The following is a 15,629-nucleotide window of genomic DNA, read 5'->3' as shown; positions in this document are numbered from 1 at the left end:
TTATGAAGAAAATTTTACATTTATTATTAGGATGCAGTGCATTCCTGTTATGTGCTTGCTCCGCGGGAAATACAATAAATTTTGACGTAACCGGAAATTATATCCTGATACCTGTTGAGGACAACGCTCCGGAGTCGGTCGTACAACTCTCAGTGGATGGTGAAAAGATAGGTGAACCGATGTATATCCGTGTTTCGCAGACGAAAACAGACTACTGGATACCCATCGACGTATCGAAATACAAAGACCGGAAAGTCACGCTCACGTTTGAGCACGTAAATAAAACTGATATCGGTTTTTCCCGCATAAAGCAATCCGACAGCTTCGAGTTCGATTACAATGAAACCTATCGTCCGCTTTATCACTTTACACCAAAATACGGCTGGATGAACGATCCCAACGGAATGGTGTATCACAACGGCGAATATCATCTGTTTTACCAATACAACCCTTACGGGTCGCGCTGGGCAAACATGCACTGGGGACATGCCGTATCGAAAGACCTGGTTTCATGGGAGCATCTGCCGTTCGCATTGGCACCCGATTCTCTCGGCTCAATTTTCTCGGGAAGCGCGGTAATTGACAAAGACAATACAGCCGGTTTCGGCAATGACGCGATGATCGCCATCTATACTTCGGCAGGAAAAATTCAGACCCAATCAATCGCTTACAGCCTCGACAATGGACGTACATTTACCACATACGAGGAAAATCCCGTGTTGAGCGATTTGAGCTATCCCGATTTCCGTGACCCGAAAGTATTTTGGCACAACGCTACGAACCAATGGATAATGGCGCTGGCAACCGGACAGACTATCTCTTTCTACGGCTCGGATAACCTGAAAGAATGGGATAAACTCAGCGAATTCGGTGAAGGCATAGGCGCACACGGCGGTGTGTGGGAGTGTCCCGACCTGTTCCCTCTCACATATAACGGACAGACCAAATGGGTACTTTTTGTGAGTATCAATCCCGGCGGACCCAATGGCGGAAGCGCCACACAGTATTTCATCGGTGATTTCGATGGAAAAACTTTTAAACCCGACGCACTCCCTTATCCTCTCTGGCTGGATTACGGACGTGATAACTATGCAGGCGTAACCTGGAGCAATATTCCCGAATCTGACGGACGCAAATTGTTTATCGGATGGATGAATAACTGGGACTATGCCAACCATATCCCGCCGGTTCATTTCAAGGGAGCCAGTACGCTGCCCCGCGAGCTGAAGCTGGCACATAACGGTGAACACCTTGTTGTAGCCAACCCACCGGCAGAAGAGGTGAATGCTTTACGTGGAAATACAAAGAAGATAGATGCATTCACAGTCAACAAATCGCATACGATAGACAATCTGACGGAAGGAAACACGGGTTCCTTTGAGATAGAGATGGATATTGAGGCCGGCAGTGCCTCTGTCTTCAGCTTTATATTAGCCAACGGGAAGGGCGAAAGGACAGTGTTCAGTTTCGATCCCGAAAAGGGCGTATTCGGCATCGACCGGTCGAAAAGCGGAATTGTTGATTTTTCTGATAACTTTGCATCGGAAACCATCAAAGCGCCTCTTGTAAAGAAAAAGAGCTACCAAATCAGGATTTTTGTTGACAGAGCATCGGTGGAATGTTTTGTAAACGACGGTGAGTTGGTGCAGACCAACAGCATCTTCCCTACAGAACCCTATAACTCCCTTTCTTTCGAAAGCGATGAAGAAGTGACAATCAGTAGTATAAATGTGTATCCGATTCGGAGTAAGTGAAAAACTAAAAGTGAAAAAGTGAAAGGTGAAAAACCAGGAGTGAAGAGTGATAATGTGGAAATGTGAAAAGGATAATTAAAGTCTGACATCCCGGATCCCTCTAAAATCAAAAGAGAATTGAAATTGATTATGAAACAGGCAAGGAAAAATAAAGTAATAGTATGAACACGATAAAACAAGAAAAAGTATTTCTAAGAGTGGTTCCCGTCATGCTGGCGTTTTTCGCCATGGGATTTGTCGATCTGGTGGGCATTGCGACTAATTACGTGAAAGCCGATTTCGATCTGTCGGACACGGTAGCTAACCTTTTTCCCTCAATGGTTTTTTTCTGGTTCCTTATCTTCTCCGTTCCCACGGGGATGCTGATGAATAAGATAGGACGAAGAAAAACGGTGCTGTTGAGTTTGGTAGTAACGGCTGCAGCCTTGCTGATCCCGGTTGTGAGTTACAGTTTTGTATCGATGCTCATATCTTTTTCCTTGCTTGGTATAGGAAACACGCTGATGCAGGTGTCTATCAACCCCTTGTTATCGAATATAGTGAAAGGGGATAAGCTGGCAAGTTCGCTCACACTGGGACAATTCGTGAAGGCAATAGCGTCATTCACCGCTCCGCTGATAGCTGCCTGGGCTGCTGCAAGTCTGGGCGACTGGAAACTTCTTTTCCCGATATTCATGGCGATGGCGATACTGGCCACACTTTGGCTGGGTATTACGCAGATAAAAGAAGAAGAGACAGGTGGTAAAACGTCTACTTTCTTGCAGTGCTTCGCTTTGTTGGGTGATAAAACAATACTACTTTCGTTTCTGGGAATCATGTGCCACGTAGGTATCGATGTGGGCGTGAACGTAACCGCTCCGAAGATACTCATGGAGCGGTTAGGGATGCCGCTTGCCGATGCCGGATTCGCCACCAGTCTTTATTTTCTGTTCCGCACTATCGGATGTTTTACCGGCGCCTTTGTACTGGCACGTTACTCAGCAAAAAAATTCTTTGCCATAAGCGTTGCGTTGATGGTGCTTTCAATGGCCGGACTTTTCATATTCAACAATCTTACGTTCATTTACATCTCCATTGCCCTGGTAGGATTGGGTAATTCCAATATCTTCCCGATAATCCTGTCGAAAGCGATGTTGTATATGCCCGAAAAGAAAAACGAAGTATCGGGCCTGATGATCATGGGGCTTTTCGGCGGAACGGTTTTCCCTTTACTGATGGGGTTGCTTTCCGACACGATGGCTTCACAGACGGGAGCACTCATTGTCCTGACAGTGGGTGTGGTTTACCTGATATTCCTCACATTCAAACTTAAAAAAGGATAAGCTCCGATGTGATAATGTGATGATGTGCTAATTTGTTGATTAATTATTCAGTTACCAAATTATCAAACCTAAAAAAATCGTATGAATTCTTTGACTCTAAAAATAGCAGCCGTATGTGTTTTTCTCTTTGCAGGGCTTTCCCTGTCGGCAGAAGAAATAAAAATCAAGATCGATAAGCAGTATCTGAACCTGCCTGTTTCGCATGATCAGGATCGGAGTAAAATGACCTTCAAAGTAGATGGGGAACCGGACTTGTCGGTAGTGATACGCCTTGCCGCCGGTAATGCGGACTACTGGGTATTTAAAGATGTTTCTCATTTGAAAGGTAAAACTTTAACAATCAGTTACGATGGGAACAGTGAGGGGTTAAACAAGATATTCCAGGATGATGTGATCGTAGGGCAGGACAATCTGTATAAAGAAAAGAATCGTCCTCAATTCCATTTCACAACTCGCCGCGGGTGGATCAATGATCCGAATGGTCTTATATACTATGACGGAGAATATCATTTGTTTTATCAGCACAATCCGTACGAGCGCGAGTGGGAAAATATGCACTGGGGACATGCTGTCAGCAAAGACCTTGTACATTGGGAAGAACTGCCCAGCGCCCTGTATCCTGATCATTTGGGAGGAATGTTTTCCGGTTCTGCGGTAATGGATTATGACAACACAGCCGGATATAACAAAGGCAAAACACCGGCTATGATAGCAATTTATACCGCTGCCGGAGCGGATAAGCAGGTACAGTGTATTGCTTATAGTCTCGACAAAGGACGTACTTTCACTAAATATGAGGCAAACCCCGTAATAGACTCCAGGCATATATGGAACAGTAAGGATACACGTGACCCTAAAGTATTTTGGTATACACCCGGCAAACATTGGGTAATGGTTCTTAATGAACGTGACGGACATTCTATCTATACCTCATCTAACCTGAAAGACTGGAAATATGAAAGCCATGTCACAGGATTCTGGGAATGTCCGGAGTTATTCGAACTTCCTGTCGACGGAAATCCCAATAACACCAAATGGGTGATGTATGGAGCTTCGGGAACATACATGCTCGGATCATTCGACGGAAAAGTATTTACACCTGAAAAGGGTAAATATCAGTACACGACAGGTGCTATTTATGCAGCCCAAACTTTCACTAATATGCCTGACAGCAGGCGCATACAAGTGGGATGGGGACGCATCAGTCACCCGGAGATGCCTTTCAACGGAATGATGTTGCTGCCTACCGAGCTGACACTGCGTACGACAAAAGATGGCCCTCGTCTGTTTAATCTACCCGTAAAAGAAACAGAAACGCTTTTTACTCCTGTCCGTGATTGGCAAAATCTTACCTCTGACAAAGCTAATGATCTGTTGAAAGAGTTTTATAATACAGATTGTCTGCGTATTAAAACTACAATTAAATTGTCACATGCTACAGATGCAGGCTTTAATCTGTTTGGGCAACGTATTGTGGGATATGATATGAATTCTAACACGATCAACGGTGTATTTTATTCTCCTGAGGATATGACCAGCATGGAACTTTCTGCCGATATATATATCGACCGTACTTCAATAGAAGTATTTATCGATGATGGGGCATATTCCTACTCCATGGAGAGAAAACCCGATACAAATAACAAAGAGGGATTCCATTTTTGGGGAAATAACATTGAAGTGAAAGATTTACAGGTTTTTTCTGTAAAGTCGGTATGGAACTAAAATAAACCCCGGATAGGAAAGATTGTTTGGGATTACCGGCAATTTTGATACTTAACATTGTCGGTATTTATCAGAAATATTAAAATGATTATAAACGCAATAAAGCAAGAAACGGTAGAATAAAAATAAAATAATCATATGAATAAAATAATAGTAGGCCTCGGAGAAATATTATGGGATATATTTCCGGAACGGAAGATATTGGGCGGAGCACCCGCTAATTTCGCGTATCATGTGTCGCAGTTCGGCTTTAACGGTTACGCTCTCAGCGCTGTGGGAAATGATCTCTTAGGAAAGGAAATACTCAATTCCCTGGAAGAGAAAAATCTCAACTATCTGATTGAAACTACCGATTATCCAACGGGAACAGTACAGGTTACGCTTAGTGGCGCAGGTATTCCTCAGTATGAGATCTGCGAGAACGTGGCATGGGATAATATCCCGTTTACCAAACGTACCGAGAATCTGGCAAAGAGGACTTCCGCGGTTTGCTTCGGTTCTCTGGCTCAACGCAACAAAACATCGCGGGAGACGATAAAAAAATTCCTGAAAACCGTTCCTGCCGATTGTATAAAAATTTTCGACATCAATCTGCGTCAGCATTTCTACACGAAAAACATCATCGAGGAATCCTTAAAGATATCGAATGTGTTGAAGATAAACGACGATGAGATAAAAGTCGTAGCCGATCTATACGGTTGGAAAGAGATAGATGAGCAGGAGCTATGCATGCAGCTGCTAAGGCGGTTTGCACTCGATATTGTCATCCTCACCAAAGGTACTGAAGGTAGTTTCGTCTTCAACAACAAAGAAACATCCTGTCAACCCACGCCTAAAGTGCATGTGGCCGATACGGTAGGTGCGGGCGACTCGTTCACCGCAGCATTTGTAGCGGCATTTATGCATGGAAAACCGATACCGAAGGCTCACCAGTTCGCTGTGGAAGTTTCGGCATACGTATGTCAGCAACACGGAGCTATGCCTAAGTTGGCCGATGCCCATATTGAATTATTTCGGTAAATTTAACCGTCTAAGAAAAACAGAGACATCTAAAAACTTGCGTATTACAAAATAAACAGATCAAAACATGTAAAGTTTTACATTTTTTTATACTTTTGCAGTACAAATGGGACCTCTTATGAAGAGATGTTATTCCTTCCTTTTGATGATATACCTGATCTCGGGAGCCGGTTTACCCTTGTTTGCACAGGGAGATTCGGGCGGGGCTGGTATGGAGGGACTGCAAAACAGACTTGTCTCCCCGGATACTGTGAATATGCAAAACAGAGAAGGATTTCAACATACCGAAAAACTTCAGAATACTACGCAAATACAAAAACGACAGGGATCTCAAAATTGGGAAGATCCACAAGATAAAACTACCATCAAACTGACAGGAAGCCAGCTTATCATTGAGAATCTTCCAGAAGATGGAGTACTCGAAATATACAATATCATGGGAGTAAAAGTACATAACCGCCGGGTAAACGCAGGCACCAATCAATATATTCTATCCCTGCCAAAAGGCTATTATATCATAAAAATCGGTAAACTCACCCGGAAAATCGCTATCAAATAAATTTTCACTATCGTTAAATCTCTTCATTTTGCTACATTTACATGCTTTTTTATATCTTTGCGGTTTAGATATAGTAAAAGTGTTTTTAGGTTTTGTTCTTTACTCTTTAAAAAACGTATAATCATATGAAGATCGCTATTGTAGGTACCAGCGGAGCTGTAGGTCAGGAATTACTCCGCGTACTGGATGAAAGAAATTTCCCGTTGGACGAACTCCTGTTATTCGGTTCGTCGAGAAGTGCCGGAACAACATATAACTTCAGAGGTAAACAGGTCGAAGTGAAAGAATTGCAACACAACGACGATTTTAAAGAGGTTGATATTGCATTCGTCTCTGCAGGTGGAGGCACTTCACTGGAATTTGCCGAAACCATCACCAAGCACGGAGCTATCATGATCGACAACTCCAGCGCATTCCGTATGCAGGATGATGTACCTTTGGTCGTTCCGGAAGTTAATGCGGAAGATGCGCTGAACAGCCCTCGCGGTATCATCGCCAATCCCAACTGTACTACCGCACAATTGGTAGTAGCACTACAGGCAATTGAAGAGATCGCTCATATCAAAAGGGCGCACGTAGCTACTTACCAGGCCGCTTCGGGAGCCGGTGCGGCAGCCATGCAGGAACTGGAAGACCAGTACAAGCAATTAGCGAACGGTGAAGAACCGACTGTTTCCAAGTTCGCCTATCAGCTTGCATACAATCTGATCCCTCAGGTAGATGTCTTTACCGATAACGGATATACAAAAGAGGAGATGAAGATGTACAATGAAACACGCAAGATCATGCACTCCAACATAGAAGTAAGTGCAACCTGTGTACGGGTACCGGTAATGCGTGCACATTCAGAGGCTATCTGGATCGAAACCGAACGTCCCATCTCTGTAGAAGAAGCACGGGAAGCATTCAGCAAAGCGAAAGGGGTAGAGGTAATCGATAACCCGTCTGCCAGAGAATACCCTATGCCCCTGGGACTCTCCGGAAAAGATCCCGTCTATGTAGGACGTATCCGTAAGGATCTTGCCAATGAGAATGGATTGACTTTCTGGACCGTATCGGATCAGATCCGTAAAGGAGCTGCCCTGAATGCTGTTCAGATTGCAGAATACCTCATCAGCCAGAGATAATGCGAAGATAAAAGCAGAAAAAATTTTATATTGAATAAAAGGCCGGTAATTGTTACCGGTCTTTTTTGTACCCATGAAAACAGGTTTTTACACTGCCCACTCGGGCTCCGGAGTCTGTAGAAAGGATAAGCAATCTTTTCAAATGACAAGCGTTCTCACGAAAAAGAAGATAATCAAACCGACTGTCACCAATTTGAGCACGAGCCCTGTAATATAACCGACAAAGGCGCCGGTAGCCTGTTTAACAGCGTGTATAAATTGTGTTCCGGAAAGCAGCCCTCCGGCGAAAGCGCCCACAAACGGGCCAAAAATAATACCCCACGGCCCCAGGAAGAAACCTACCAGCAGACCGATAGTAGCGCCCCAGACCACCTGTTTATTACCTCCCATCTTTTTTGTACCCCAGACCGGCAGAATATTGTCAATAATAGTGACCACGACTGTCAATACTCCCAGGACAATAATGGCTGTCCAAGAGATATCATCTTGTGTAGAGGGAATGAACTTCAATGCCAGCAATCCTCCCCAACTCAAAGGAGGGCCGGGAAGTATCGGCGCAACAGTCCCTACAGCTCCTACGAGCAACAGTAGACCGGCCAGGATAATCCAAATCGTATCTCCCATCTCTATTGATGTATATGTGATCCGCCTTCCTGATGATCATGCTCCAGCAGCACACGGTGAGGCAGAGATCCATGACCGAGTATCTCGATGGGACACGACTCATAAGCATTCAGCAGCCATTCCTGAGATATATCGGTACCCGGATGATAATGCAATCCCTGATTCACACAGGCGATATTCTTCACAAGAGAGATAATCGTCCCTACATCATGCGAAACCAATACAATCGCAATCTCTTTATTGATATCGCCCAGCAATTTATAAAAATTGGTCTCAAACAGCTTATCCACATAGGTACTCGGCTCATCCAGAATGATCAGTTTCGGATTGTCGACAATGGCCCTTCCCAGCAACACACGTTGTAACTGTCCCCCCGAAAGATCTCCAATCGCACGCGACAGCAATTCTTCTATTCCAAGCCTCTCTGCCACCTCTTTTACCTTTTGCCTGTCCGCAGAAGAATATCTCTTGAAAATATTGTTTCCCGGCGTTAAACCTGACAGGATCACCTCCGATACGGAGATGGGAAACTTTTTATCAATCCGGTTTATCTGAGGGAGATAACCAATATTAATTGAGGCTGTTTTTTTACCCTTATCGTAGAAAGTGACGGAACCCGACTGAGGTTTTATCAATCCGAGAATAGTTCTCAAAAGGGTAGTCTTCCCTCCTCCATTCGGTCCGATAATACCGAGGAAATCATCCTGATAGATAGTTAGGTTGATATCCTTTAGCACATTCGGTTTGTTCTCGTAACCAACTGTAAGGTTTGTTATATCGATCAGTTTATTCATTTTTTTACAAGAAATAGATATTTGCTCGCTATGGCATAGTTCAGGTAAAACTTAGATGTTTTCTTGCGACAGCATAATACAAATAAATTTGTCTTCTACCCATCGCATATCGAAAACATTCAGGTAAACCTGACTCTGTCCATTTTGATAAATAACTACTGCTCGGCAATGTTTCAAGCGAGCTTGACATTGCTCTCGCTTAATCGTTATTTTAGCTTAACGCAAATACTCATTTGCTTTATGGGCTAAAATGGCGGCAATCCTCAGCAATTCTTCATCCCACTCATACCTGAGCGGATCAATCTCAAACACCTCCGCACCAATCTCCTGTGCAATTACGGATGCATTCTTCGTGTCAAAACCACGCTCTATAAAAATAGTATTGATCTTTTCCTTTCGGGCGACGTCTACAATTTCTTTAATCTGCGAAGGAGAAGGGCTTTTCCCCTCGAACTCAATACTTATCTGATGCAGGCCATAATCGCGTGCAAAATAGCCCAATGCGGGATGATAAATGATAAATGACTTTGAGGGGGCATCTTTCAGCAAATCACGGATCAGGCTGTCTGTCCGTTCTATTTTTACCGACAATGTATCAAAATTGGTCCGGAATGTCTCTTCATTATCAGGATCTAATTTCACGACCGCTTCCAGCATATTCCGGACCAAAACCTTTACGACCCGGGGTGACGACCATACATGCGGATCTACACCACTATGGGCATGCACATGTGCTGTGATGTCTCCATGATGGTGATGATGATCGTGTGCGTGGTCATGTTCCTGATCATGGCTGTGGTCATACCCTTCCATCCTCTCAATACCTTCCGAACAATTTACGATAGCTACATTCGGGTTATTTTCCGCGAGGCGTTTGCTCCAGGCATTCTCAAAACCGAGATCACCCACCATAAAATAGATATCGCTCTTCGCCATATCAACCATTACTGAAGGGGCCGGCTCATATGTCTCAGGGCTTGATCCGGGAGGCACGAGCGTATTGATTGCAAATGCATTGCCTACGATCTGATCGAGGAAGTAACGTTGAGGTTCAATAGTCACCGTCAGCATCCGCTTTCCTTCATTATTATTCCTGGTTCCGGAACCGCATGCCAAAGTCAGTGCCGATAGCAAGATGATATACAGATATTTTTGCATGTGATAATTTTATACTACAAATATAATGAAAGCCGAGAGAAAAGCCAAGCTTGCTTGAGCTTGTCCGAGGCGCATCTTATATTCTACAAAAGTACATGAAATTTTTCTATTTTTGTTTGTCATTCCAACAGAAAGCCCGATAGTTATGCAACATATATTAAAAACAACGGAAGACGGATCGCACACACTATATGTTCCGGAATTGGATGAACATTACCACTCCACACACGGCGCCATTCAGGAGTCGCTTCATGTCTATCTGGAAGCGGGATTGCACCATTGCGATAAATCGGAGATCAACTTATTGGAAATCGGTTTCGGTACGGGGTTGAATGCATTTCTCACCTTGCTCGATACTGAAAAATCGGGTAAAACAGTAAAATATACTACTCTTGAACGATATCCGGTATCGATCACCGAGGCGAAGATGTTCAACTATAGTAAATTGCTGGATCCCTCGCAGGAAGTGAAGTTTATACAACTTCACTCTTCTCCCTGGGAAGAGTGGGTAGAGATAACTCCCGACTTTCATCTGAAGAAGTTGCAAATGGATATCAAAGGATTGGACAAGTTTCAACAGGGAACAGCTTTCGATGTGATTTACTACGATGCCTTTGCCCCTGAAAAACAACCCGGCATGTGGACACAAGAGATATTCAGCCAATTGTATACCCTCAGCAATCAGGGAGCGGTGCTCACTACCTACTGTGCAAAAGGTGCCGTAAGAAGGATACTCCAATCTGCCGGTTACCGGGTGGAACGTCTTCCCGGTCCACCCGGCAAACGGGAAATATTACAGGCGGTAAAATAAAATAAAAATTTGAGAATTTGTATAAAATCACTACATTTGCGCGTATAAACAAACAGGAGTAGAAAAAGTATTCGGGCTAACATTGACCATAAAAAATAAGGGAAGAATACATTGACTTTTTAGACAAAAAACACCCATGAGATGCAGAAAATATTTTTAACGGGAAAAATTATATTTATGAAAAAGTTTTTGACTTTCAGTATGTTTTGCTTTCTAAGCATGAGTTTTTATGCTCAAAGTATTACTTTAACTTCCGGCTCACTTGATCCATTAAAAGGCGAGAAGGTGATTAAGTTTGAATTTACCTATGACGAAATGATAGTAGGTAAGTTAACCGAACAGGAGTATGTGGATAAAAAAGTGGCTGATTATAATAATAAAGAAGCCGGCAGAGGTGATGAATGGCATAAAAACTGGGTTGAAGACCGGGGGAACCGTTTTGAACCGAAGTTTCTCGAGTTATTCGACAAGTATATGGAAGATGTTGGGGTTGCTTCGGGCGACGAGGGAGCAAATTATGTTATCGTGTTCAACACTGAATTTACCGAGCCGGGATTTAATGTAGGAGTGGTGCGTCGTAATGCCTCTATTGATATGAGCGGTAAAATTCTTCATATAGAATCCGGGGATCATATTGCTTCAATTAAAATCAAGAATGCTTCAGCGAATAGTTTTTCGGGAATGGACTTTGATACGGGTTATCGCATTCAGGAATCATATGCGAAAGCAGGAAGGGAATTTGCCAAATTCCTGATTAAGAAAGGGAGAATAGGCAATTAACCAAAATTCACTTCATACAAATCGCTCACGTGGCAATGTAATCCCCGTGGAGGGGAGGAATGCTGAATTTAAATATCCATATAAAACTATATATTTGCACATATAAAATAGTTGAATTATGGATACTAGTGAATAAAATTTTCAAAAAGAAAGGACATTGATCTAAAACAAAAAAACCTATCTTTGCAGCACAAAACAATAAGTAAGCACCAATGAAATAAAATAATTTCTTTCAAACTTTTATAGAGACAAACCGTAAAACGGTTTGTTGGGTTATTCATCTACTAAGAGAACGTTTTCGTTAAGCTAAATGAGCAAAGTCAAACTTGTTTGAACTTTGCCATAGCGAGAAAACGACTAATTTTAATGAAAGAAATTATGCTTACTATTCAAAACCTGTCCTATACTCATCCCGACAAAACTCTGCTGTTCAGTAATATCAATCTAACGGTTAATCCCAATGAGAAAATCGCATTGATTGGAAACAACGGTGCGGGTAAAACCACATTGCTAAGAATCATTGCAGGAGAACTGCAACCCTCGGACGGAATACTGAAAACAGATACGAATCCCTATTATATCCCTCAAATTTTCGGGCAGTATGATCACCTGACAGTTGCCGAAGCATTGCAAATAGATCAAAAGTTAAAAGCTTTATATGAAATCCTGAACGGAAATATTTCAGAAAAAAACTATGATCTGCTTAACGACGACTGGACAATCGAAGAACGTTGTTCCACGGCATTGAACGAATGGCAATTGAACGGTCTGGATCTGTCACAAAAAATAGAAACATTAAGCGGAGGACAGAAAACAAAGATCTTTCTGGCAGGCATCTCCATTCATCAACCGGAACTGGTATTATTGGACGAGCCAAGCAATCATCTGGATAATTCAGCAAGGCACTGCCTGTATGATTTTATAGAAAACGCAAAATGCAGTTTGATCATCGTCAGCCACGACCGCAAATTACTAAACCATTTAAATATGGTTTGTGAACTGGACAAAAACGGAATAACCGTTTATGGTGGTAATTATGACTTTTACAAAGAGCAAAAACAGATAAAGGTCAACGCTTTGGCACAAGACATTCAAAGCAAGGAAAAAGCATTGAAAAAAGCCAGGGAAAAAGAACGTGAGACCATCGAGCGCAGGCAGAAACTGGATGCACGCGCAAAAAAGAACCTGTCGAAAGCAGGATTGCCCAAAATAGTAGCCAATACGTGGAGAAACAGTGCAGAAAAAAGTACTGCCAAAATAGAAGGTGCCCATTCTGAGAAAACAGGAAATATCTCACAGGAATTGCAGGAGTTGCGTTCTTCCCTGCCGGAGGCCGACAAAATGAAATTCGGATTTGACCATTCAGGTCTGCATCAAGGGAAAATACTTTTTACTGCCACCGATATCAATTTCAGCTATGGGAACGATAAGTATGTATGGAACGAACCTTTAAGTCTCCGGATTACGAGCGGTGAACGGATAGCCATAAAAGGAACAAATGGATCGGGGAAAACAACGTTAATCAAAATTATTCTCGGAAATCTCACACCACAAACCGGAATAGTATCTGTTACTGAAAGCAGGTCTGTTTATATTGATCAGGATTATTCCCTTATAAACAATAAACTAACAATTTACGAACAAACACAACAGTTTAATACATCCGCTCTGCATGAACATGAAGTAAAAATCAGGTTAAACCGTTTTTTGTTCACGAAAGAAGATTGGGATAAACCTTGTACCACATTGAGTGGTGGAGAAAGAATGCGGTTAATGTTATGCTGTTTAAGCATTGCCGATCAATCACCGGATATTATTGTATTGGATGAGCCGACCAACAACCTTGATATACAGAACATCGAGATACTGACTCAGACCATCAATGAATACCAGGGAACACTACTCGTTATCTCCCACGATGAGACATTTCTGGAACAAATAAACATTCAAAGGATAATCAGCGTTAATTAGAAAATAAATCGAAGGAAACTGATAGGTTACGGGTTGATAAATCGATGATAACCTTTTCGAAAAAACATAAAAAATAGCATATTTACTCCTACTATCATTCACAATTCTACTATAACGATTATGGCAAAAGAAATCAGGACAGAAATAACTATTCAGGCAAAACGCGAAAAAGTGTGGGCAATCCTCACCGATTTTGAGAATTATCCGAATTGGAATCCCTTTATCAACTTCATAGAGGGGAAAGCAGAAGAAGGGAATCAGATAACTGTCAGAATAACTCCTCCGGGCGGGAAAGCAATGACATTCAAACCGAAAATCGTCACAAGAAAGGAAAACCAGGAACTAAAATGGTTAGGAACAGTATTGTTCAAAGGATTATTCGACGGAGAACATAGGTTCGAGCTAAAAGACAACGCAGACGGGACGGTCACATTTGTCCAGAGCGAACAATTTAGAGGTATTTTCACTGGATTGTTTAACCCCGAAAAAACAATTAAGGGATTTGATGAAATGAACAATAAGCTGAAAGAACTCGCAGAGAAAGAGGAATATAATCGTTGACAAATGGCATAACAAGCATGCGATAAAGTCATTACTTTTGCCTAATTTAATTGGCAAGGGACCTATAGCTATCATTACTTACAATACAACGAGCGAAAACAGTATGGTAATAAAAATCGACAGTGAAATAGAATTAAGACAATTGGAACTAAGAGACTCGATTGATATTTTTGAAACCATTGACAGCCAGAGGGATTATTTAGGCAAGTGGCTTCCATTTGTAGCATTCACCAAAGATCAGGTTTTAAATTTGAGGGCATCGAAAGAGACGGAGAATTACTCACCGGAAATATTTTTACGGACCTGGAAATTTACAGCAAATTAAAATCCGATAAATAACTTAAGAGACCACTCTAAGTATTTTTCAATCAAGATCAAATATTAAACCTGTCAGCAATATCAAATGAGCCTTAGAGCTATTGAAGTACGGCCATTGTAACATTTACCCATTGTTCAAAGAATACTTCTGGCAACATGATTTTAGTTGACTTTCCGGAAAAAGTCAACAAATCAATCGATTGAGAATAAAAGAGAAAATCGGAAATTGATTATTTTATTTTCCGATAAAACTCATAGAGCAAATCAATATCACCCGAACAGAGAATAGGCATAGCTTCCGCAAGTATGCTTTCGTCCCACTCCCACCATCGGATCTCAAGTAAAATTCCTATATGGCGATTATCAAATCTTTTCTTAATTGGCCTTGCAGGATTTCCTCCGACTACAGTATAAGGATCCACATCCTTAGTAACCAAAGCGCGACTTCCAATTATTGCTCCGTCCCCAATTCTAACTCCGGGCAGGATCATCGCCTCACTACCAATCCAGACATCATTTCCCACAATAGTATCACCGGCTCTTTTATAACCGTCGCGACTCTTGCCAAAACTTTCCACTTCCGGCATATAGAAAAACGGAAAACTTGAAATCCAGTCGTACCGATGTCCCTGATTACCGCACATGATAAAACTTACCCCACTCCCAATTGAACAGTAAGAGCCAATAATCAATTTATCAACATCATCCCTGTCGGGAAGTAAATAACGCGCACAATCATCAAATGAATGTCCGTGATAATAACCGGAATAATATGAATATTTGCCGGCAATAATATTCGGGTTTTTAATCTGGTCTTTTATTAATTTGCCTCTGAAAGGGCTTTCGAAAAAATTTGCCATAATGTATAAGTTTACTAACATATAAATGCAGGGATATCAGTTATTGCATGATACACTGTCAGTTCAATCCATACAAACATACAAAAATAAAACTGTCCACAACAATTTGAATGTTAAAGGAATGAAAGAATATGGCAGGAAAAGCCTGCAATCAGGAATACTGATAAATTTGTCTATATACATATAATTTATGCGGATATTGTCTATTTTTGTATCAAGCGCAAGTTGATTATGTACGAAAAAAA

15 protein-coding genes are annotated in these 15,629 nt (G+C 42.0%); 11 read left to right on the top strand and 4 right to left on the bottom strand.

From position 1 onward, the window contains the following. Positions 1-2: 2 nt before the first annotated feature. The 6 genes from F597_RS0112820 (at position 3) to F597_RS0112795 (ending at position 7,507) form a co-directional block, all read left to right on the top strand. A complete protein-coding gene (locus tag F597_RS0112820) occupies positions 3-1,754 on the top strand; it encodes a glycoside hydrolase family 32 protein (protein ID WP_019540150.1) in 1,752 nt (583 codons plus the stop codon). A gap of 161 nt (positions 1,755-1,915) precedes the next feature. Further along, on the top strand, positions 1,916-3,076 hold the full coding sequence (locus F597_RS0112815; RefSeq protein ID WP_019540149.1) for an MFS transporter: 1,161 nt from the start codon (positions 1,916-1,918) through the stop codon (positions 3,074-3,076). A gap of 81 nt (positions 3,077-3,157) precedes the next feature. Continuing rightward, on the top strand, positions 3,158-4,801 hold the full coding sequence (locus F597_RS0112810) for a glycoside hydrolase family 32 protein (RefSeq protein ID WP_019540148.1): 1,644 nt from the start codon (positions 3,158-3,160) through the stop codon (positions 4,799-4,801). Between the two features lie 138 nt (positions 4,802-4,939). Continuing rightward, positions 4,940-5,821, top strand: a complete 882-nt coding sequence (locus F597_RS0112805; RefSeq protein WP_019540147.1) for a carbohydrate kinase family protein — start codon at positions 4,940-4,942, stop codon at positions 5,819-5,821. A gap of 118 nt (positions 5,822-5,939) precedes the next feature. Then, positions 5,940-6,380, top strand: a complete 441-nt coding sequence (locus tag F597_RS21690) for a T9SS type A sorting domain-containing protein (protein WP_019540146.1) — start codon at positions 5,940-5,942, stop codon at positions 6,378-6,380. Positions 6,381-6,505: 125 nt separating this feature from the next. Then, positions 6,506-7,507 (top strand): aspartate-semialdehyde dehydrogenase, encoded by a 1,002-nt coding sequence (locus tag F597_RS0112795; protein ID WP_019540145.1) that lies wholly within the window; start codon positions 6,506-6,508, stop codon positions 7,505-7,507. Between the two features lie 138 nt (positions 7,508-7,645). On the opposite strand, the gene F597_RS0112790 is transcribed toward F597_RS0112795, so the two are convergent. The 3 genes from F597_RS0112790 to F597_RS0112780 form a co-directional block, all read right to left on the bottom strand. Next, positions 7,646-8,131 (bottom strand): DUF456 domain-containing protein, encoded by a 486-nt coding sequence (locus F597_RS0112790; protein ID WP_019540144.1) that lies wholly within the window; start codon positions 8,129-8,131, stop codon positions 7,646-7,648. 2 nt (positions 8,132-8,133) lie between these two features. Further along, positions 8,134-8,925 carry a metal ABC transporter ATP-binding protein gene (locus F597_RS0112785; RefSeq protein ID WP_019540143.1) on the bottom strand — a complete coding sequence of 264 codons (792 nt, stop codon included), beginning with the start codon at positions 8,923-8,925 and terminating at the stop codon, positions 8,134-8,136. 216 nt (positions 8,926-9,141) lie between these two features. Continuing rightward, positions 9,142-10,083: a metal ABC transporter solute-binding protein, Zn/Mn family gene (locus F597_RS0112780; protein ID WP_019540142.1), complete on the bottom strand. Its 942-nt coding sequence runs from the start codon at positions 10,081-10,083 to the stop codon at positions 9,142-9,144. 145 nt (positions 10,084-10,228) lie between these two features. On the opposite strand from F597_RS0112780, the gene mnmC2 reads away from it, so the two are divergent. The 5 genes from mnmC2 (at position 10,229) to F597_RS0112755 (ending at position 14,531) form a co-directional block, all read left to right on the top strand. Then, entirely contained in the window at positions 10,229-10,894 is a 666-nt protein-coding gene (gene mnmC2, locus F597_RS0112775; protein WP_019540141.1) for a tRNA (5-methylaminomethyl-2-thiouridine)(34)-methyltransferase MnmC2, read from the top strand. A 177-nt stretch (positions 10,895-11,071) separates the two neighbouring features. Then, entirely contained in the window at positions 11,072-11,674 is a 603-nt protein-coding gene (locus tag F597_RS0112770; protein WP_026327423.1) for a hypothetical protein, read from the top strand. Between the two features lie 366 nt (positions 11,675-12,040). Then, entirely contained in the window at positions 12,041-13,645 is a 1,605-nt protein-coding gene (abc-f, locus tag F597_RS0112765; protein WP_019540139.1) for a ribosomal protection-like ABC-F family protein, read from the top strand. 120 nt (positions 13,646-13,765) lie between these two features. Further along, a complete protein-coding gene (locus F597_RS0112760) occupies positions 13,766-14,206 on the top strand; it encodes an SRPBCC domain-containing protein (RefSeq protein ID WP_019540138.1) in 441 nt (146 codons plus the stop codon). A gap of 103 nt (positions 14,207-14,309) precedes the next feature. Beyond that, positions 14,310-14,531: a hypothetical protein gene (locus F597_RS0112755; RefSeq protein WP_019540137.1), complete on the top strand. Its 222-nt coding sequence runs from the start codon at positions 14,310-14,312 to the stop codon at positions 14,529-14,531. Positions 14,532-14,754: 223 nt separating this feature from the next. Here the strand turns inward: F597_RS0112755 and catB are convergent, their stop codons facing one another. Then, entirely contained in the window at positions 14,755-15,384 is a 630-nt protein-coding gene (gene catB, locus F597_RS0112750) for a type B chloramphenicol O-acetyltransferase (RefSeq protein ID WP_026327421.1), read from the bottom strand. Positions 15,385-15,629: the final 245 nt, after the last annotated feature.

Source organism: Proteiniphilum acetatigenes DSM 18083 (assembly GCF_000380985.1).
Classification (GTDB): domain Bacteria; phylum Bacteroidota; class Bacteroidia; order Bacteroidales; family Dysgonomonadaceae; genus Proteiniphilum; species Proteiniphilum acetatigenes.
The sequence above is the reverse complement of the archived record's forward strand: the minus strand, read 5'-3'. Positions and strand labels throughout refer to the sequence as shown.